This window comes from Tropicimonas sp. IMCC6043, assembly GCF_004146235.1.
GTDB lineage: Bacteria > Pseudomonadota > Alphaproteobacteria > Rhodobacterales > Rhodobacteraceae > Tropicimonas.
In genome coordinates, this window is sequence record NZ_SELO01000003.1 from 148,419 (window position 1) to 166,115 (window position 17,697).

Annotated in this window: 19 protein-coding genes; 14 read left to right on the forward strand and 5 right to left on the reverse strand. The window is 67.8% G+C overall.

The annotated features are described in order from the left end of the window. Position 1: 1 nt before the first annotated feature. A complete protein-coding gene (rsmA, locus tag EU800_RS04990; RefSeq protein ID WP_129629175.1) occupies positions 2 to 853 on the forward strand; it encodes a 16S rRNA (adenine(1518)-N(6)/adenine(1519)-N(6))-dimethyltransferase RsmA in 852 nt (283 codons plus the stop codon). Positions 854 to 863: 10 nt separating this feature from the next. On the opposite strand, the gene EU800_RS04995 is transcribed toward rsmA, so the two are convergent. From EU800_RS04995 to EU800_RS05010, 4 genes are all read right to left on the reverse strand, one after another. Continuing rightward, positions 864 to 1,877 (reverse strand): DUF808 domain-containing protein, encoded by a 1,014-nt coding sequence (locus EU800_RS04995; RefSeq protein WP_129629177.1) that lies wholly within the window; start codon positions 1,875 to 1,877, stop codon positions 864 to 866. Positions 1,878 to 2,150: 273 nt separating this feature from the next. Then, the gene (gene coaD, locus EU800_RS05000; RefSeq protein WP_129629179.1) at positions 2,151 to 2,651 is read right to left on the reverse strand and encodes a pantetheine-phosphate adenylyltransferase; all 501 of its coding nucleotides are present in this window, start codon (positions 2,649 to 2,651) and stop codon (positions 2,151 to 2,153) included. Positions 2,652 to 2,800: 149 nt separating this feature from the next. Next, positions 2,801 to 3,235 carry a CBS domain-containing protein gene (locus EU800_RS05005; protein ID WP_129629181.1) on the reverse strand — a complete coding sequence of 145 codons (435 nt, stop codon included), beginning with the start codon at positions 3,233 to 3,235 and terminating at the stop codon, positions 2,801 to 2,803. A 23-nt stretch (positions 3,236 to 3,258) separates the two neighbouring features. After that, positions 3,259 to 4,200 (reverse strand): LysR family transcriptional regulator, encoded by a 942-nt coding sequence (locus tag EU800_RS05010; RefSeq protein WP_129629184.1) that lies wholly within the window; start codon positions 4,198 to 4,200, stop codon positions 3,259 to 3,261. Positions 4,201 to 4,307: 107 nt separating this feature from the next. Between EU800_RS05010 and EU800_RS05015 the strand changes: the two genes are divergently transcribed. Both EU800_RS05015 and EU800_RS05020 read left to right on the forward strand, forming a co-directional pair. Next, positions 4,308 to 5,807 (forward strand): CoA-acylating methylmalonate-semialdehyde dehydrogenase, encoded by a 1,500-nt coding sequence (locus tag EU800_RS05015; RefSeq protein ID WP_129629186.1) that lies wholly within the window; start codon positions 4,308 to 4,310, stop codon positions 5,805 to 5,807. 334 nt (positions 5,808 to 6,141) lie between these two features. Continuing rightward, positions 6,142 to 6,633 carry a hypothetical protein gene (locus tag EU800_RS05020; RefSeq protein ID WP_129629188.1) on the forward strand — a complete coding sequence of 164 codons (492 nt, stop codon included), beginning with the start codon at positions 6,142 to 6,144 and terminating at the stop codon, positions 6,631 to 6,633. A gap of 12 nt (positions 6,634 to 6,645) precedes the next feature. On the opposite strand, the gene EU800_RS05025 is transcribed toward EU800_RS05020, so the two are convergent. Continuing rightward, positions 6,646 to 7,617 carry a glycosyltransferase gene (locus tag EU800_RS05025; protein ID WP_129629190.1) on the reverse strand — a complete coding sequence of 324 codons (972 nt, stop codon included), beginning with the start codon at positions 7,615 to 7,617 and terminating at the stop codon, positions 6,646 to 6,648. Positions 7,618 to 7,739: 122 nt separating this feature from the next. On the opposite strand from EU800_RS05025, the gene EU800_RS05030 reads away from it, so the two are divergent. From EU800_RS05030 to EU800_RS05080, 11 genes are all read left to right on the forward strand, one after another. Further along, positions 7,740 to 8,873, forward strand: a complete 1,134-nt coding sequence (locus EU800_RS05030) for a carboxylate-amine ligase (protein ID WP_129629192.1) — start codon at positions 7,740 to 7,742, stop codon at positions 8,871 to 8,873. Positions 8,874 to 8,948: 75 nt separating this feature from the next. After that, positions 8,949 to 9,608 carry a DUF2161 domain-containing phosphodiesterase gene (locus EU800_RS05035; protein ID WP_129629194.1) on the forward strand — a complete coding sequence of 220 codons (660 nt, stop codon included), beginning with the start codon at positions 8,949 to 8,951 and terminating at the stop codon, positions 9,606 to 9,608. Between the two features lie 102 nt (positions 9,609 to 9,710). Continuing rightward, positions 9,711 to 10,292 carry a L,D-transpeptidase gene (locus EU800_RS05040; protein WP_129629196.1) on the forward strand — a complete coding sequence of 194 codons (582 nt, stop codon included), beginning with the start codon at positions 9,711 to 9,713 and terminating at the stop codon, positions 10,290 to 10,292. A 109-nt stretch (positions 10,293 to 10,401) separates the two neighbouring features. Next, complete coding sequence (locus EU800_RS05045) at positions 10,402 to 11,217, forward strand: oxidoreductase (RefSeq protein WP_129629198.1); 816 nt, start codon at positions 10,402 to 10,404, stop codon at positions 11,215 to 11,217. Then, on the forward strand, positions 11,214 to 12,200 hold the full coding sequence (locus tag EU800_RS05050; RefSeq protein WP_129629200.1) for an AraC family transcriptional regulator: 987 nt from the start codon (positions 11,214 to 11,216) through the stop codon (positions 12,198 to 12,200). Before EU800_RS05045 ends, EU800_RS05050 begins: the two co-directional genes overlap by 4 nt. A 70-nt stretch (positions 12,201 to 12,270) precedes the next feature. After that, entirely contained in the window at positions 12,271 to 12,909 is a 639-nt protein-coding gene (locus tag EU800_RS05055) for a MarC family protein (protein ID WP_129629202.1), read from the forward strand. Between the two features lie 112 nt (positions 12,910 to 13,021). Beyond that, complete coding sequence (locus EU800_RS05060; protein ID WP_129629204.1) at positions 13,022 to 14,164, forward strand: acyl-CoA dehydrogenase family protein; 1,143 nt, start codon at positions 13,022 to 13,024, stop codon at positions 14,162 to 14,164. Beyond that, positions 14,161 to 15,207 (forward strand): enoyl-CoA hydratase/isomerase family protein, encoded by a 1,047-nt coding sequence (locus EU800_RS05065; protein WP_129629206.1) that lies wholly within the window; start codon positions 14,161 to 14,163, stop codon positions 15,205 to 15,207. The genes EU800_RS05060 and EU800_RS05065 overlap by 4 nt, the downstream gene beginning before the upstream one ends. Continuing rightward, positions 15,204 to 16,079, forward strand: coding sequence for a 3-hydroxyisobutyrate dehydrogenase (gene mmsB / locus EU800_RS05070; RefSeq protein WP_129629208.1), 876 nt, complete (start codon positions 15,204 to 15,206; stop codon positions 16,077 to 16,079). The genes EU800_RS05065 and mmsB overlap by 4 nt, the downstream gene beginning before the upstream one ends. A 164-nt stretch (positions 16,080 to 16,243) precedes the next feature. Further along, complete coding sequence (surE, locus tag EU800_RS05075; protein WP_129629210.1) at positions 16,244 to 17,032, forward strand: 5'/3'-nucleotidase SurE; 789 nt, start codon at positions 16,244 to 16,246, stop codon at positions 17,030 to 17,032. Further along, positions 17,029 to 17,670, forward strand: a complete 642-nt coding sequence (locus EU800_RS05080) for a protein-L-isoaspartate(D-aspartate) O-methyltransferase (protein ID WP_129629212.1) — start codon at positions 17,029 to 17,031, stop codon at positions 17,668 to 17,670. Before surE ends, EU800_RS05080 begins: the two co-directional genes overlap by 4 nt. Positions 17,671 to 17,697 lie beyond the last annotated feature (27 nt).

The window sequence follows — 17,697 nt, forward strand, 5'->3', positions numbered from 1 at the left end:
GATGGGCACCATCGACAATCTGCCGCCGCTCCGGGAGGTGATCGCGACGCACGGGCTGGCGGCGAAGAAATCGCTTGGCCAGAACTTCCTGCTCGACCTCAACCTGACAGCCCGGATCGCCCGAGTGCCGGGGGATCTCACCGGCGCCTCGGTGCTGGAGATCGGCCCCGGGCCGGGCGGGCTGACCCGCGGGTTGCTGGCCGAAGGCGCGGGCCGGGTGCTGGCAATCGAGAAGGACGCGCGCTGCCTGCCGGCGCTGGCGGAGGTCGCCGCGGCCTATCCCGGGCGGCTCGAGGTGATCGGCGGCGATGCGCTGGATGTCGACCCGCTCGCGCATCTCTCGCCGCCGATCCATGTCGTGGCCAACCTGCCCTACAATGTCGGCACAGAGCTGCTGGTGCGCTGGCTGACGCCGGAGGTCTGGCCGCCCTACTGGTCGTCGCTGACGCTGATGTTCCAGCAGGAAGTCGCGGAGCGGATCGTCGCGGAACCGGGCTCGAAGGCCTATGGCCGGCTGGCGGTGCTGGCGCAGTGGCGCGCGGAGGCGCGGATCGCGCTGCGCCTGCCGCCGGACGCCTTCACCCCGCCGCCGAAGGTGCATTCGGCGGTGGTCCACCTGCGGCCGCTGCCCGCGCCGCGCTATCCCGCCGATCCGGAAATGCTCTCGAAAGTGGTGGCCATGGCTTTCAACCAGCGGCGCAAGATGCTGCGGGCGGCGCTGAAGGGGCTCGGTGGCGATGTCGAGGGGTTGCTCGCGGCGGCCGGCATCGCGCCGACAGAGCGCGCGGAGCGGGTGTCCATCGAGGGCTTCGCGGCGCTCGCGCGGGCGCTCGCCGCGCGGCAGGGCGGCTGAGCCACTGGGGTTATTCCTGCACGCGCTTTCGCGAGAAGAGCCCGAAGATCGGCGCGATCACTCGGCTCGCGAGTGGCACCAGCACGATCCCGAGCACCACGCCGAGGATGCCGTCGAGCAGAGCGGTCACGCACCAGGCGACGAAGCCGGACCAGCCTTCCGGCAGCGCGTGGGCGGCCGCATCGGCGATGTCGTGGATTGCATGCCCGAGCGCAGGGAAGCCGGTGACCTCCAGCCCGTGCACGATGATCGAGCCGCCAACCCAGAGCATCGCGGCCGTGCCGACAATGGTCAGGAGCTTCATGAAGCCCGGCATGCCGCGGACGATGGCGCGGCCCAGAGCGCGAGTCGGTGCAAGGCGGCCGCGCTCGGCCATGGCGAGGCCGATATCGTCGGCCTTCACGATCAGCGCCACCGAACCATAGACCAGCGCGGTGATCCCCACCGCCACCAGCGCGAGCGTGAGCGCTTCGGTCACGATCCCGGAATCGGGGATCGCCGAGAGCGCGATGGTCATGATCTCGGCCGAGAGGATGAAATCTGTCTTGATGGCGCCGGCCACGCGGCGCTCCTCGAGCCCGAAAGCGTCTTCGGTCACCACGACATGCCCGTGATTGCCGCTGTGCGGCAGGAGCCAGTGCAGGATCTTCTCCGCCCCTTCGTAACAGAGATAGCCGCCACCCAGCATCAGCAGCGGTGCGATAGCCCATTCGGCAAAGACGCTCAGCAGCAGCGCCGCCGGCAGCAGGACCAGGAGCTTGTTGCGGATCGAGCCCCAGGCGATGCGCCCGACGATCGGCAGCTCGCGCTCGGCCGAGAAGCCCATCGTGTATTTCGGCGTCACCGCGGCATCGTCGATCACCGCGCCCGCGGCCTTAGTCCCGGCCTTCACCGCATCGTCGATCACACCGCCGGCCACCTTGGCCGTGGTCTTGGCCGCCTGCCCCGCCACGTCGTCCACCGAGGCCGCCGCCACCTTGGCAAGGGCCGCCACATCGTCCAGCAGCGCCAGCAATCCGCTCATCTCATTTCCTTCCCGAAATCCGGCCTCATGGGAAGACTAGCCGGAAACGCCCGCAGGAAGAACCGCCTGTCGCTCGATTGCATCCTCCGGAGCGCGCCGCCATGGCAGGCCGGAAACCCACTGTCCCGCACCCCATGAGCAATGGCGGGTGGTTTCCTTACGCACGCGTCCTGACCGTCGCAATGGCGGCAGATTTCCTGCTGGACCGGCAGTTCTTCGGCTGACTGCCCGCGGTGATGATCGTGTGGATGGCGTTCTGGCGCCGGGCCCGGCTCAGCAGTCGGCGCCGAATCGCGCCTGAAGCGCCTTGCGCACTTCCGGCGTGACGAACTTGGCCACGTTACCGCCCAGCCGCGCGATTTCCTTCACCAGCTTCGAGGCGATCGCCTGATGCTGCGCCTCGGCCATCAGGAAGACCGTCTCGATGGACGCGTCGAGGCGGCGGTTCATGCCGACCATCTGGAACTCGTATTCGAAATCCGCCACCGCCCGCAGACCGCGGATGATCATACCCGCGCCGACGTCGCGCGCGCAGTCGATCAGCAGGTTCTCGAAGGGATGGACCACGATCTCGCAGGCGGTCTCCTCCGAGATACGAGCGCATTCCGTCTCGATCATCGTCACGCGTTCCTCGAGGCTGAAGAGCGGCCCCTTGTCGCGGTTGATCGCCACGCCAATCACCAGCCGGTCGACGAGCACCGTCGCGCGATGGATGATGTCGAGATGTCCGAGGGTGACCGGATCGAAGGTTCCCGGGTAAAGGCCGATGCGCATGGCATGTGCTCCCTGGTTTCCGCCCGCCGACGGCCGCCTCCCTGGCCAAACTCCGGCATGCACGCGATTCTTTGGCGCTGCCTAGCATGCCGCAACGCAGCGCTCCACCATTCTTGGGGAAATCACCTCGAATCGCGCATGGGTGGGCGTCAGAAGCCCATGATCATGCCTTCGAGCGCATCCTTTTCCATCGAAAGCTCGGTGAGCCGGGCCTTGACCACGTCACCGATGGTGATGATTCCGATCATCGCGCCCGCCTCGACCACGGGCATGTGCCGGAACCGGCCCAGCGTCATCCGCTCGAGCACGGATTCCGCGGTGTCGGAGAGCTCGCAGGTCTCGAGTTCCTTCGTCATCATCTCGTCCACCGTCTCGGCAAGGCAGGACGGCCCCCGCTTTCCCAGTTCGCGCACGATGTCACGCTCCGAGATAATGCCCGCGAAGCTCTTTCCGTCGGCCGAAATGACAACCGAGCCGATCCGCTTCTCCGACAGGAGCGCCGCGGCCGTCTCGACACGCGTGCCCGGCGCCACCGTAAAGACGCCCTCGGCCTCCTTGCTCTTGAGTATCTCCCGAACGATCATGCGCGCCTGTCCTTTCCTGATGATCAGTCACTCTGCTGCGACATAGCGTCCTCCGAGCCCGGCCCTTCTGTCAATGCCCCGCGCGTACGCGCCATCTGCCGCCGCATTCCCGAGACCAGCAGCTCGGCGAAACCCGCCATCCGCGGCACCCGCGCGTCGTCGGCATGGCGGATGAGGTAGAAGCGCCTCGTCAGGGCGAACTCCTCGGCCAGCACGCGCGAGAGCAGGTCGTCGCCTGCCAGCGCGAAATCATGCGTGACCACCAGCCCGGCGCCGGCCCGCGCCATCTGGTGCTGGACCGCGACGGAGTTGCTCGCGAGGCCGGGACGGTCCATCCCGAGATCGCGCAGGTAGTCGAGTTCCTTGTCGAAGATCATCTCCGGGATATAGCCGATCATCCGGTGGGCACCGAGATCCGCAAGGGTGCGGATCGGTGGCGCGCCGGCGAGATAGGCGCGGGAGGCGGCCAGCACGAGCTGATACTCGGCGATCTTCTGTGCTGTCAGCCGCCCTGCCTCGGGCGCGGAGACGGCAACGGCCATGTCGGCCTCGCGCCGGTTGAGGTTGAAGACCCGCGGCAGCGCCACGATCTGCACCTCGAGCCCGGGATGCGCCGCGACGATCCCGGAAACCACCTGCGGAAGAAGGAAATTCGCGCAGCCATCGGGCGCGCCGACACGCACGACGCCGGAAAGCCGGTCCCCCTGCCCGCGCACCGCGTCCTCGCCGCGGGCACAGGCCTGCTCGACCGCCTCGGCATGGGGTGTGAGCCGCTCGCCGGCTGCCGTCAGGGCGTAACCGCCCGAGGACTTGCGGAAGAGCGGTGCACCGAGCGCCGCCTCGAGCCGCGCCACCCGCCGTCCGACCGTCGCCGGATCCAGCGCCAGCGCCTGCCCGGCGCCCGACAGGCTGCCCTGCCGCGCCACGGCGAGAAACACTCTCAGGTCGTCCCATCCCCCAGCCATCGCCGCCTACCCCTGCAAAATCGCAAAACCCTTTTGGGAACCTGCCGCTTCTCAGGGCATTCCCGCAAGGCTAATCTCCTCCGCAACGTCACATCAGGGAGGACTCCATGGAAGAGATCGGTCATTTCATCAACGGCAAGCGGGTCGCGGGCAAATCGGGCCGCTTCACGGATGTCTTCAACCCCGCCACGGGCGAGATCCAGGCGCGGGTCGCGCTGGCCACTGTCGAGGAACTGAACGACGCGGTCGCCAAGGCCGCGGAGGCACAGCGCGGCTGGGCCGCAACCAACCCGCAGCGCCGCGCGCGGGTGATGATGAAATTCGGCGCTCTGATCAACGAGCACATGGACGAACTCGCCGAGCTGGTCAGCCGCGAGCATGGCAAGACGCTGCCCGACGGGCGCGGCGACGTGCAGCGCGGGCTCGAGGTGGTCGAGGTCTGCATGGGCGCGCCGGCGCTCCTGAAGGGCGAGTTCACCGACGATGGCGGCCCCGGTATCGACCTCTACTCGATGCGCCAGCCGCTCGGCGTGGTCGCGGGCATCACGCCCTTCAACTTCCCGGCGATGATCCCGCTGTGGAAGATGGCGCCGGCGCTCTCCTGCGGCAACGCGATGATCCTGAAGCCCTCGGAACGCTGCCCGTCGACCTCCCTGCGCCTTGCCGAACTGATCACCGAGGCCGGGCTCCCGGAGGGCGTCCTGCAGGTTGTGAACGGCGACAAGGAGACGGTGGACGCGATCCTCGACAACGAGGTGATCCAGGGCGTCGGCTTCGTCGGCTCCACGCCGATCGCGCAGTACATCTATGGCCGCGCCGCTTCGAACGGCAAGCGCGCCCAGTGCTTCGGCGGCGCCAAGAACCACATGATCATCATGCCCGACGCCGACATGGACAAGGCCGCCGACGCGCTTGTGGGCGCGGGCTTCGGCGCGGCGGGCGAGCGCTGCATGGCGATCTCGGTCGCCGTCCCGGTGGGCGCGGAAACCGCCGATGCGCTGGTCGAGCGGCTGGTCCCGCGGATCGAGAAGCTGAAAGTCGGCCCCTACACCGCCGGCGATGACGTGGACTACGGGCCGGTCATCACCGCCGCCGCCAAGCAGCGGATCGAGGGGCTGATCGATTCCGGCGTTGCCCAGGGTGCCGATCTTGTGGTCGACGGTCGCGGCTTCTCGCTCCAGGGCTACGAGGACGGCTTCTTCGTCGGCCCGTCCTTCTTCGACAAGGTCACGCCGGAGATGGACATCTACAAGGAGGAGATCTTCGGCCCGGTGCTGAGCCAGGTGCGCACCGACAGCTACGAAGAAGCGCTGAAGCTTACCATGGACAACCCCTATGGCAACGGCACGGCGATCTTCACCGCCGATGGCGACACCGCGCGCGATTTCGCCCACCGGGTGAACGTCGGCATGGTCGGGATCAACTTCCCGATCCCGGTGCCGCTCTCCTACCACACCTTCGGCGGCTGGAAGAAATCGGCCTTCGGCGACCTGAACCAGTATGGCCCCGACGCCTTCCGCTTCTACACGCGGACCAAGACGGTCACCGCCCGCTGGTTCTCCGGCATCAAGGAAGGCGGCGAGTTTAGCTTCAAGGCGATGGACTGAGACAGTTCGGTCGATCGGTCCGGACAGGGCGTTCGAACGTTGAACCATGGCGCGGAACAAGGCCGATAGGCCGCCGCGCCGTCGCCGCGCCGTACCCACGGCCCGGCGATACTGAAATGTCACCGCATCGCTTCGATCTTTTTTCGGATTCCTCACCATTACCTGCCCCGACCCACCGGCGGAACGCCGCGCCGCGGCCCGACGACGGCGCAGCCTCGCTTCCGGCCGGCCGCTTGCATACTCCTTCTTGAGAGCGTTGTCGTAAGGTTAGCCTCTCCCTAGAGTGGCATCAGGCCCATTTTGGCCGGCTCCCGATTTCAGGAAAGGACGCAGGATGTCTGATTTCGCCGTCTCGGATCTCAACAAATTTGCCGCCAAGAACGATGCCAACCAGAAACCGGTCGGGGCGGTCCTGGAATCGAAGAAGAACTGCGTGGCCCTGACTTTCTCGAAATGTTTCAAGAAGAACGCCTACACGATGATCAACTACTTCGTCGAAAAGAAGTGGATCTCCAAGGGCAAGGACCTGGAGAATGACGAGACGATCGAGCGGGTGCTCGACAAGCTCGGCCTCCGCAAGGTGTTCGACCACACCGACTGGGGAACCGTGAAGATCGGCATGAAGGGCCACAAGGCCGGTCGGTACTTCTGCATCAACCGTGCCGGCTACGGCAAGAAGGGCGACGGCCACGCCTTCACCGTTATCGTCAACGGCAAGAGCGTCGCCGTTTCGGGCAACAACCAGGAAAAGCTGAACAATCCGTATGCGGAGCAGATCCAGGCCAACGACAAGGTGACGGTCTGGGGGCCGGCCCCGACCAGTTGATCCGACGCGCTGTCAGTCGTCCGCGCTGCGTTCGGTGTGGACCTTCTCCGAGCCAGCACCGTAATGGCGCGACCGGGCGCCAAAGGCACCCTTGAGGCGTCCGGCGGCGATGCCGAGCTTGTGGGTCGCCTTGACCACGCCGTAGCGGCCGGTGATCGGGACGGTCAGGAGGTTCATCGCCGCGTCGAGCAGGCGCAGCGCGGCCTGACCGAAACATTGGGCGGCGCGCTTCTGTCCGAGCACCACCGCGTTGTTCGACTGGTCGCGCGCCCGGGCGAAGTGATAGCCAAGCGTCAGGCGCGCCTGCGGCATCGGATCGTCGACGAAGGCCGCGGGCACGAAGCCCACGCGCCCGCCCGCGGCGCGGAAATCGCGGCTGAACCGTGTGTCGGAGCCGCCGGTGAAGCGCAGCGTTTCGTCGAAGCGCACTTCCGTCCGGCGCTGCGCTTCGAGCGACAGGCACCAGTTGTTGGTATAGACGTCGATCTCCGCATCCTGTCCGGCCTCCGCGAGGCGGGTTTTCGAGCGGATGCGCCCGTCGGCGCGCTTCTGCAAATGCTTCAGCACCGCTTGGTTCCACGGGGTCAGCTCCCCCGCGGGTGCAACGAGCCGCACCGGCCCGCCGGCGAGTTCCAGACCCCGCGCCCGCACGCCCGTGATCAGCGTCACCAGCCAGTCGCGGTCCACCACCTCGTCATCGTCGACGAAGGTGAGGAAGTCGACACCTTCGGCAAGCGCCATGTCGAGCACCTTGTTGCGCGCCATCGGGATGCCCTGCCGCGGCTCCGCCTCGAGCCGCACCGCCTCGGGCACCCGCGCCCGGAAGGCATCGACCACCGCCGCAGCCCCGTCCGCCTCGTCATTCTCGGCGAAAAGGAAGACGATCTCCGCCTCCTCCGGCCGCGCCATCGCGGCGAAGCTCTCCAGAAGCGCGGCGAACATCTTCGGCCGGCGCCGGGTGATCGCCCCCACGGCAATGCGCATGCCACTCTCCCGCCTGCGGTTTCCGCGCCCGCAATAGCCCGTTCGACGGCGCTTTCCAAGCCAGCAGCAGCTTGCGCCCGCCCCGGGGCTCTGCCACGCTGCGCCGACAGAGGGAGGGACGGATGGCGCGCATTGACCCCGCTTTCACGCTCGGGATCGAGGAGGAGTACCTCCTGGTCGATGCCGAGACGCTCGAGCTCGCGAATGCGCCCGAGGCGCTGATCGAGGAATGCGCCGGAGCGATGCAGGGCCAGGTCAGCCCGGAATTCCTGCAATGCCAGATCGAGGTCGGCACCAAGGTCTGCGCCGACATCGGGACGGCGCGCGCGGATCTCAAGCGGCTGCGCTCGACCGTGGCGCGCTGCGCCAAGCGCCACGGGCTTGCACCGATCGCCGCCTCCTGCCACCCGTTTGCCGACTGGAAACGGCAGATCCATACCGACAAGAGCCGCTACAACGAGCTCGAACAAGCACTGGCGGGCGTGGCGCGACGGCTGCTGATCTGCGGCATGCACGTCCATGTCGGCATCGAGAGCCCGGCGCAGCGCATCGACCTGATGAACCAGCTCAGCTATTTCCTGCCGCATCTGCTGGCGATGTCGGCCTCCTCGCCCTTCTGGATGGGCCAGGATACCGGGCTCGCGAGCTACCGGCTCACCGTCTTCGACAACTTGCCGCGCACCGGCCTGCCGCCGCAGCTCAATTCCTGGGCCGAATTCGAGCGCACGACCGGCGTGCTGGTGGATCTCGGCATCATCGAGGACGCCTCGAAGATCTGGTGGGACCTGCGGCCCTCCTCGCGGTTTCCGACGATCGAGACGAGGATCTGCGACGTGCCGACGAAGATCGAGCACACGCTGACCATCGCGGCGCTGACGCAATGCTTCGCGCGGATGCTCTGGCGGCTGGCGGCACGGAACCAGCGCTGGCGGTTTTATTCCAACGTGCTGATCGGCGAGAACCGCTGGCGGGCACAGCGCTATGGCATGAGCGAGGGGATGATCGATTTCGGCCAGCGCGAGATTGTCGACTTCTCCGTACTCGCCGAGGAGATGGTGGACATTCTCGGCGAGGATGGTGACGCGCTCGGCTGCCGGTCCGAGATCGAGGCGGTGACGGACCTGGTCGCCGAGGGGAATTCGGCGGATCGACAGCGCGCGGTTCACGCGGCGGCGCGTGCGGACGGGGACTCCGAGGCGGAGGCGACGCGGGCGGTGGTGCGCCACCTAATCGAGGCGTTTCACGACGGGCTCTGAGCCGGGACGATCCACCGCGGCGGACCGTTCCTCCGGCGGGGATATGTGAGAGCAAAAGAAGACGAGGCGGGCGCAATGCGGGAGAGCGAGCTCTACGGCCCGGTGAAAGGGTTTCTCGAGGACCAGGGCTACGAGGTGAAGGCCGAGGTCGGTGCAGCCGATGTCGTGGCCTGCCGGGACAAAGAGGACGATCCGGTCATCGTCGAGCTCAAGACCAGGTTTTCGCTGACCTTGTTTCACCAGGGCGTGGCGCGGCAGGCGCTGAGCGACGCGGTCTATCTCGCCGTGCCGCGCGGCAACGGGCGGCGGTTCCTCAGATCGCTCAAGGACAACCGCGCGCTCTGCCGGCGGCTCGGGCTCGGCCTGATCACGGTGCGGCTCGCGGACGGGCATGTCGAGGTGCATCTCGACCCGGCCCCCTACCGCCCGCGGCAATCGGCGCCGCGCAAGGGGCGGCTCCTGCGCGAGTTCGCCCGCCGCGAGGGCGATCCGAACATCGGCGGATCGACGCGGCGCGGGCTGGTCACCGCGTATCGGCAGGACGCGTTGCGGATCGCGGCGCATCTGGCTGCGGAGGGGCCGTCGCGCGGCGCGGACGTCGCGCGGGCGACCGGCGTGACGCAGGCGACGCGGATGATGGCGGATGACCACTACGGCTGGTTCGAGCGGGTCGAACGCGGGGTTTACGCGCTGACGCCGAAGGGTGCGGCGGTGCTGGCGGCGCCACCCGAATAGAGCCCGGGCGCCTCACATCCGCGTGCGGTCGCGGCTGCGGGCTGGACGGAGGGGGCCGGCTCTGGCAAATCGGGGACAGGCAAAAAACGACGAGCAGATTTCATGACCACGACCACCACCCGCCGGCGGGCTCTTGCCGGCCTTGCATCCCTTCCCTTTCTGGCCGCACCGGGACTGATCCGTGCCCAGGGGCTCGGCGCCCTGAACCGGCCCGACACCGGTGCGCAGCGCAACATTTCCAGCTTCACCACACGCGACTGGCGCGATCATTTCGACGCGCTTGGAGTCGGCGCCATCGTCTGCGACGTCTCGAGCCGCGCGCTCAGCTTCTGGAAGCCCGACGGGACCTTCCGCGTCTACCCGACCTCGGTACCGCTCTCCGAGGAGCTGACGCGGCGGGGCTATACGGAAGTCGTGCGCAAGAAGGTCGGGCCGACCTGGACGCCGACCGCGTCGATGCGCGAGATCGATCCGAGCCTGCCGCAATCGGTGCCGCCCGGCCCGGACAATCCGCTCGGCACCCATGCGATGTATCTCGGCTGGCCGGCCTATCTGATCCACGGCACCCATGACACGCGCAAGATCGGCCGGCCCTCGTCCTCGGGCTGTTTCGGGCTCTACAACGAGCAGGTCGCCGAGCTGTACCCGATGGTGGAGATCGGCACACAGGTGCGGGTGCTCTGATCCGGCGGCGCTGGCGGCTTCTGCGAGCAGACTGGCGCGTTCTGCGAGTGTCATGGCAGGGCTGGCAGGCTATGTCGGCCCTGAAGGAAATCCACTGGAGACACCGCACATGGCCCGCAGATACTCCACCGCCCTGGTCACCGGCGCCTCCTCCGGCATGGGGAAGGACATCGCGCTCAGGCTCCTGAAGGAAGGACTCACCGTCTACGTCGCCGCGCGCAGCGTCGACCGGATGGCAGACCTCGCCGAGGCCGGGGCGATCCCGATCGCGATGGACATCACCAAGGACGCCGAGATCACCGCCGCGGCCGAGCAAATCCACGCCGGGCATGGCGGAGTCGACATCCTCGTGAACAATGCCGGCTTCGGCCAGTATGGCCCGGTCGAGGAGACGCCGATCGACAGCGCCCGCTACCAGTTCGAGGTGAACCTTTTCGGCCTCGCCCGGCTGACCCAGTTGCTCCTGCCGCCGATGCGGCAGAACCGGAAGGGGCTCGTCATCAACATCAGTTCGATGGGCGGCAAGATCTACACGCCGCTCGGCGCCTGGTATCATGTGACCAAGCATGCGCTGGAAGGCTGGTCGGACTGCCTGCGCCTCGAACTCGCCGAGTTCGGCATCGACGTCGTCATCGCAGAGCCGGGGCTGATCAACACCGGATTCACCGCCGGGGTGCAAACGCATTTCGCCGCCAGCGCGGAAAGCGCCTATGCCGGGCTGATCGGGAAACTGGTCGAGGCGGTCGACTCCGATGGGGCCAGCTCGCCGCCGAGCGTCATCTCTGACCTCGTGATCCGCGCGATCCGCGCCGACCGCCCGCGCACCCGCTATGCCGGCGGAAAGATGGCGCGCCCGGTGCTCTTCCTGCGCTGGCTGATCAGTGACCGGATGTTCGATCGCATGATCATGAGCCGCTTCACGTGACCCGGCCCTTCGCGGTCGACCTCGGCTGGGCGGCGGTTCTCGACCGGCTCGACCTTACGGCGGCGGATCTGCTGCGCGCCGCCGAGCTTCCTGCCGACCTCTTCACCCGCGAACGCCCGCGGCTCGAGGCGCCGGCCTTCCTCCGCCTCTGGCACGCGCTTGAACGTCTTCTCGATGACCCGGCGCCCGGCCTCGCAGTCGGCCGCGCGATCGAGACCGACGCGTTCAGCCCGCCGCTCTTCGCCGCCTTCTCGAGCCCGAACCTTATCGTGGCGCTGGAGCGGCTGGCGCTCTTCAAGCCGCTTCTCGGCCCGTTGCGGCTCGAGGTGGCGGAAGGTCCGGCCGGGCTCGACGTGACCTATTCTCCCGAGGGAGCGCTTCCCCTTCCGGCAGAGTTCCTCGCCAGCGAGCTTGTCTTTCTCGTGTCGCTGGCCCGGATGGCGACGCGGTCAGAGATCCGCCCGCTCCAGGTCGAGATGATCGCCCCGCCCGCCACGCCGGGCTATCGCGACTTCTTCGGAACGGCTCCGCGCCATGGGCCGGCGAACCGGCTCCGCTTCTCGCAGAGTGACGCTAGGCGCCCGTTCCTCAGCGTGAATGCCGCGCTCTACGCGGTCTTCGAGCCCGAGTTGCGGCTCCGGCTCGAAGAAGCGGGTGCCGCAAGGTCCCTGACCGACCGGCTACACGCAGCGCTGATGGAAGCGCTGCCCTCAGGGCGCACGCGGATCGCCGATGTCGCGCCGCGGCTCGGGCTCAGCCCCCGCAGCCTGCAACGCAAGCTCGGGCAAACCGGCACCAGCTTCGCCGCCGAGCTTGCCGACCTTCGCAGCCGGCTCGCTGCCGACTATCTGCGCAACACCGCCCATTCGAGCGCCGAGATCTCCTATCTCCTCGGCTATTCGGACCCGAACTCCTTCATCCGCGCCTTCCACGACTGGACCGGCACGACGCCGGAGGCGCTGCGCCGGGCGGCGCGGCAATAACCACTTTCCGTGCCGCATATTGCGATTACGGCCTTGCCTCTGCGACCACCGCAGAGGGAACAGGCGCGATATGCAGCACATTATCGAACAATTCGTGACCCTCTGGGTGGTGATCGACCCGATCGGGACGATCCCGGTCTTCGTCGCCGTCACCGCCACGATGTCGGCGCAGGCGCGCCGGCGCACCGCACTCCAGGCCACGCTGGTCTCTGCCGGGGTGCTGTTGTTCTTCCTTGTCTTCGGCCAGATCCTGATCAACGCGCTCGGCATCGGCCTCAATTCCTTCCAGGTTGCCGGCGGAATCGTCCTGTTCCTCTTTGCGTTGACGATGATCTTCGGCGAACCGAAATCCGAGGCGGACATCCATTTCGCCGAATCCGACGGCGGCGGGGCGCCCGGAAGTGCGTCGGTCGGTGTCTTCCCGCTCGCCGTGCCGTCACTCGCCTCGCCCGGGGCGATGCTGGCCATCGTCCTTCTGACCGACAACACCCGCTTCTCCATCCCGAGCCAGGCCGTGACCGCCGCCATCATGCTCTCGGTGCTCGCCGTGGCCTGGCTCTGCATGCGTCTCGCAGACCCGCTGATCCGCCTGATCGGCACGTCCGGCGCGGCCATCGTCAGCCGCGTCATGGGGATGATCCTCGCCTCGGTCGCGGCCAACGCGGTGCTCGGCGCGCTGCTCAGGATCGTCGAGACCGGCACCCTCTGATCCTTCCGGAAGTCCTGACCGACGCGCCGGCAGGAAATTCTCTTGCCTCCGCCCCTGCTCCCGTGGAAATTGAACGCACTATCAATTTCCGGCGGCTTTTGGGAGGAGGCTCATGGATTTCGCGCTCAGCGAGGAGCAGCAGGCGATTTTCGACATGGCGCGCGCCTTCGGACAGGAGCATATCGCGCCCCATGCCGCGGCATGGGAGGAGGCGGGCACGATCCCGCGCGATCTCTGGTCGAAACTCGCCGAGCTGGGCTTCGGGGGGCTCTATGTCTCGGAGGCGTCCGGCGGCGCCGGACTGAGCCGGCTGGAGGCAACGCTTGTTTTCGAGGCGCTGAGCCGCTCCTGCGCCTCGGTCGCCGCGTTTCTCTCGATCCACAACATGTGCGCAAGAATGATCGACGCCTATGGCTCCGAGGCGCTCAAGGCCCGATTCCTTCCCGCCGCGATCTCGATGGAAACGGTCTTCTCCTATTGCCTGACCGAACCGGGCGCGGGCTCCGACGCCGCCGCGCTTAGCACCCGCGCGGACCGCATCGAAGACGGCTACACGCTGAACGGCACCAAGGCCTTCATCTCAGGGGGCGGCTACTCGGATGCCTATATCGTCATGGCGCGGACTGGCGGGGACGGCCCGAAGGGCATCTCGGCGCTGGTGGTCGAGGCCGGGACGCCGGGTCTCTCCTTCGGTGGGCTGGAGCGCAAGATGGGCTGGAAAAGCCAGCCCACCCGCGCGGTGCAACTCGACGACGCGCAGGTGCCCCGCGAGAACCTTCTCGGCGAGGAGGAAAGCGGCTTCAGCTATGCGATGGCCGGGCTCGACGGCGGCCGGCTCAACATCTCCGCCTGTTCCCTCGGCGCGGCGCAGGCGGCGCTCGACGCGACGCTGGGATACATGTCCGAGCGCCGCGCCTTTGGCCGCAGCATCGACCAGTTCCAGGCCCTGCAGTTCCGCCTCGCAGACATGGAGATTGAGCTTCAGGCCGCCCGGGTCTTCCTGCGCCAGGCTGCCTGGAAGCTCGACCAGGGCGCGCCCGATACGACACAAGCCTGCGCGATGGCAAAGAAATTCGTCACCGAGGCGGGCAGCCGGGTGGCCGATCAATGCCTGCAACTTCATGGCGGATACGGCTATCTCGCGGATTACGGCATCGAGAAGATCGTGCGCGACCTGCGCGTGCACCAGATCCTCGAGGGAACCAACGAGATCATGCGCCTGATCGTGGCACGCCGTCTGGTAGGCACCCGATGAGCGACATCTCCATCCGCAAGGCCGGGCGGACCGGGCGGATCACGCTGACCCGGCCCAAGGCGCTCAACGCGCTGACCTACGAGATGTGCCTGGCGATCGACGCGGCGCTCGCGGAATGGGCGGCCGACGATACGGTTGCCATGCTGGTGATCGACGCCGAGGGCGAGAAAGCCTTCTGCGCCGGCGGCGACATTGCCGAGATGTATGCCACCGGGACGTCCGGCGATTTCGCCTATGGCCGGCGTTTCTGGCGCGACGAATACCGGATGAACGCGCGGCTCTTCGAGTTCCCCAAGCCGGTGGCGAGCTTTCTCCAGGGCTTTACCATGGGCGGCGGCGTCGGCATCGGCTGCCATGGCTCGCATCGCGTGGTCTGCGAGTCGAGCCGCATCGCCATGCCGGAATGCGGCATCGGCCTCATCCCCGATGTCGGCGGCTCGCTGCTGCTCGCGCGCGCGCCCGGGCGGCTCGGCGCCTATCTCGGCACCACCGGCACCCGCATGGGGCCGGCCGACGCGCTCCATGCCGGGTTCGCGGATCATTTCGTCCCGGCCGAGGCCTGGCCGGATCTGATCGCGGACCTGGAACGGACCGGTGAGGCCACCCGCATCGGCGCCGCCGCGACCACGCCGCCCGCCGGCGGCATGGCCGCGCTGCAGCCCGAGATCGATCGGCTGTTCGCCGGCGAGACGCTGAGTGACATCCTGAATGCGCTGCGCGCGGAGGACACTGCGTTCAGCGCCACGACGCTGGCCGCGCTCTTGCGAAACGCCCCTCTCGCCATGGCCTGCACGCTGGAGATCGCGCGGCGGATGGGCAAGACCGACGGTATCCGCGCAGCGCTCGACCTCGAATACCGATTCACCTGGCGGGCGATGGAGCACGGGGACTTCCTCGAAGGCATCCGCGCCGCCATCATCGACAAGGACCGCGCCCCGCGCTGGCGACATGGGCTTGCGGAGGTCACGCCCGCGATGGTCGACGCCATGCTGCGACCGCTGGGCAAGGACGCGCTGACATTCGACCGGGAGGACACGGCATGAAGATCGGATTCATCGGGCTTGGAAACATGGGCGGGCCGATGGCCGTCAATCTCGCTGCGGCGGGGCACGAGGTGGCGGGGTTCGACCTCGCCGCTCCCTGCCCCGCGGGTGTCGCGGCGGCGGAGAGCGCGGCGGAAGCGGCCCGCGGCGCGGAGGTGGTCATCACCATGCTGCCCAACGGCGCGATCCTGCGGGCGGTGGCCGCGGAGATCCACCCGGCGATGGTCCCGGGGGCGGTGCATCTCGACTGCTCGACCGTCGACGTGGAGAGCGCCCGAGACGTGGCGGAGGCGGCCCGCGCCGCCGGGCTCGACGCGGTGGACGCGCCGGTCTCCGGCGGCGTGGGCGGCGCGACGGCCGGCACGCTCACCTTCATGGCTGGCGGCAGCGAGGCAGGTTTCGCCCGCGTGGCGCCGCTCTTCGAGGTGATGGGTCAGAAGGCGGTCCATTGCGGCGCCTCCGGTGACGGACAGGCCGCCAAGATCTGCAACAACATGATCCTCGGCATCACCATGATCGGCACCTGCGAGGCGTTCGCGCTGGCCGACAAGCTCGGGCTCGACCGCCAGAGCCTCTTCGACGTGGTCTCGACCTCCTCGGGCTCCTCCTGGAGCGTCAACGCCTATTGCCCCGCACCGGGCGTCGGCCCGACCTCGCCGGCCGATTCCGGTTACCGGCCGGGCTTTGCCGCCGATCTCATGCTGAAGGACCTGAGGCTGAGCCAGCAGGCGGCCGAGGCGGTCGACGCCGACACCCCGCTGGGACACGCGGCAACGGAACTCTACGCGCGTTTCGTCGAGGAGGAGGATGGCAGCGGCATGGATTTTTCCGCCATGCTGCCACGATTCGAAAAGCGCGGCCGCGACGGCTAGGGCACAACGGACAGTCCTGCCCCGGGCCGGACGTTGCAGGGACTCGCCGGGGCGATCCCTGCCCGCCCGGCATCGCCCGACCCGGCAGGTGCGATTCACGCCGCCCGCCGCTTGCTCCTCCGCCGCCCCCGCTCTAAAGCAGGGTCAGAACGAAAGGGGCCCGCATGCGAATTCTCCTCACCAATGACGACGGCATCAATGCCGCGGGGCTCGAGGTACTGTACGGCATAGCCCGCGAGGTCGCCGGCCCCGATGGCGAGGTGTGGACCGTGGCACCGGCCTTCGAGCAATCCGGCGTCGGACATTGCATCAGTTACACCCACCCGACGATGATCGCGAAGATGGGCGAGCGCCGCTTTGCCGCCGAGGGCAGCCCGGCCGACTGCGTCCTCGCCGGAATCCATGACGTTCTGAAGGACAATCCGCCCGACCTCATTCTCTCGGGCGTCAACCGCGGCAACAATTCCGGCGAAAACGCGCTCTATTCCGGCACGATCGGCGGCGCGATGGAGGCAGCGCTTCAGGGTATCCGCGCGATCGCGCTCTCCCAGTTCTACGGCCCCGGCAATGCCGGGCGCGAGGACGAATACGAGGCCGCGACCGTCCACGGCGCCGGCGTGGTGCGCGACCTTCTCGACAAGGGCGACTGGTCCGCGAATGGCGGCTACCGGATTTTCTACTCGGTCAACTTCCCGCCGCTGCCGGCGGCAGATGTCCGGGGCCGCGCGATCTGCCCGCAGGGCTTCCGGGACGGCACCCGCTTCTCCGTCCTGCCAACGCGGGCGCCCAACGGCCGGCGCTTCCTCTGGGTTCAGGGTGGCGCACAGGACGTCGCGACCGGCCCCGGCACCGACGTCCAGGCCAATATCGACGGGTACATCTCGATCACGCCGATGCGCGCCGATCTCACCGCACATGACCGCCTGGAGGCGCTTCGGGCCGCGCTCGCATGAGCTGGGACGCCGAGCAGAAGATGCGGCTTCTCTTCGCGCTCCGCTCCAAGGGGGTGACGGACAAGGCTGTGCTGACGGCGATGGAAAGCGTTGACCGTGGCCGCTTCGTCCAGGGGCTCTTTGCCGACCGCGCCTATGACGACACGCCACTTCCGATCATCTGCGGCCAGACCATCTCGCAACCCTCCGTGGTCGGCATCATGACCCAGGCGCTCGAGGTGGGACCGCGGGACAAGGTGCTCGAACTCGGTACCGGCTCGGGGTACCAGGCGGCGATCCTCGCCCACCTCGCCCGCCGGGTCTACACGGTCGACCGGTTCAAGCGGCTCGTCTCCCAGGCGCAGGCGCTGTTCGACGAGCTGGGGCTGACAAATATCATCACCTTCTGCGCCGATGGCAGCCACGGCTTGCCCGAGCAGGCCCCCTTCGACCGCATCATCGTCACCGCCGCCGGCGAGGACCCGCCGCGCCCGCTCTTGGAACAGTTGCGGATCGGCGGTATCATGGTATTGCCCGTGGGCCAGTCCGACGCCGTGCAGAGCCTGATCAAGGTCAGGCGCACCGAGACGGGGTACGACTATGACGAACTTCTGAAGGTTCGTTTCGTGCCGCTTCTCGAAGGTCTCGGGCGCGAGTGATCAAGGGCGGGTGGCCAGTCGCGCCAC

What these genes read in the sequence shown, in the direction of transcription:
- rsmA (WP_129629175.1), top strand. Translation starts at nt 2, where the DNA reads ATGGGCACCATCGACAATCTGCCGCCGCTCCGGGAGGTGATCGCGACG.
- EU800_RS04995 (WP_129629177.1), bottom strand. Translation starts at nt 1,877, where the DNA reads ATGAGCGGATTGCTGGCGCTGCTGGACGATGTGGCGGCCCTTGCCAAG.
- coaD (WP_129629179.1), bottom strand. Translation starts at nt 2,651, where the DNA reads ATGCGCATCGGCCTTTACCCGGGAACCTTCGATCCGGTCACCCTCGGA.
- EU800_RS05005 (WP_129629181.1), bottom strand. Translation starts at nt 3,235, where the DNA reads ATGATCGTTCGGGAGATACTCAAGAGCAAGGAGGCCGAGGGCGTCTTT.
- EU800_RS05010 (WP_129629184.1), bottom strand. Translation starts at nt 4,200, where the DNA reads ATGGCTGGGGGATGGGACGACCTGAGAGTGTTTCTCGCCGTGGCGCGG.
- EU800_RS05015 (WP_129629186.1), top strand. Translation starts at nt 4,308, where the DNA reads ATGGAAGAGATCGGTCATTTCATCAACGGCAAGCGGGTCGCGGGCAAA.
- EU800_RS05020 (WP_129629188.1), top strand. Translation starts at nt 6,142, where the DNA reads ATGTCTGATTTCGCCGTCTCGGATCTCAACAAATTTGCCGCCAAGAAC.
- EU800_RS05025 (WP_129629190.1), bottom strand. Translation starts at nt 7,617, where the DNA reads ATGCGCATTGCCGTGGGGGCGATCACCCGGCGCCGGCCGAAGATGTTC.
- EU800_RS05030 (WP_129629192.1), top strand. Translation starts at nt 7,740, where the DNA reads ATGGCGCGCATTGACCCCGCTTTCACGCTCGGGATCGAGGAGGAGTAC.
- EU800_RS05035 (WP_129629194.1), top strand. Translation starts at nt 8,949, where the DNA reads ATGCGGGAGAGCGAGCTCTACGGCCCGGTGAAAGGGTTTCTCGAGGAC.
- EU800_RS05040 (WP_129629196.1), top strand. Translation starts at nt 9,711, where the DNA reads ATGACCACGACCACCACCCGCCGGCGGGCTCTTGCCGGCCTTGCATCC.
- EU800_RS05045 (WP_129629198.1), top strand. Translation starts at nt 10,402, where the DNA reads ATGGCCCGCAGATACTCCACCGCCCTGGTCACCGGCGCCTCCTCCGGC.
- EU800_RS05055 (WP_129629202.1), top strand. Translation starts at nt 12,271, where the DNA reads ATGCAGCACATTATCGAACAATTCGTGACCCTCTGGGTGGTGATCGAC.
- EU800_RS05060 (WP_129629204.1), top strand. Translation starts at nt 13,022, where the DNA reads ATGGATTTCGCGCTCAGCGAGGAGCAGCAGGCGATTTTCGACATGGCG.
- EU800_RS05065 (WP_129629206.1), top strand. Translation starts at nt 14,161, where the DNA reads ATGAGCGACATCTCCATCCGCAAGGCCGGGCGGACCGGGCGGATCACG.
- mmsB (WP_129629208.1), top strand. Translation starts at nt 15,204, where the DNA reads ATGAAGATCGGATTCATCGGGCTTGGAAACATGGGCGGGCCGATGGCC.
- surE (WP_129629210.1), top strand. Translation starts at nt 16,244, where the DNA reads ATGCGAATTCTCCTCACCAATGACGACGGCATCAATGCCGCGGGGCTC.
- EU800_RS05080 (WP_129629212.1), top strand. Translation starts at nt 17,029, where the DNA reads ATGAGCTGGGACGCCGAGCAGAAGATGCGGCTTCTCTTCGCGCTCCGC.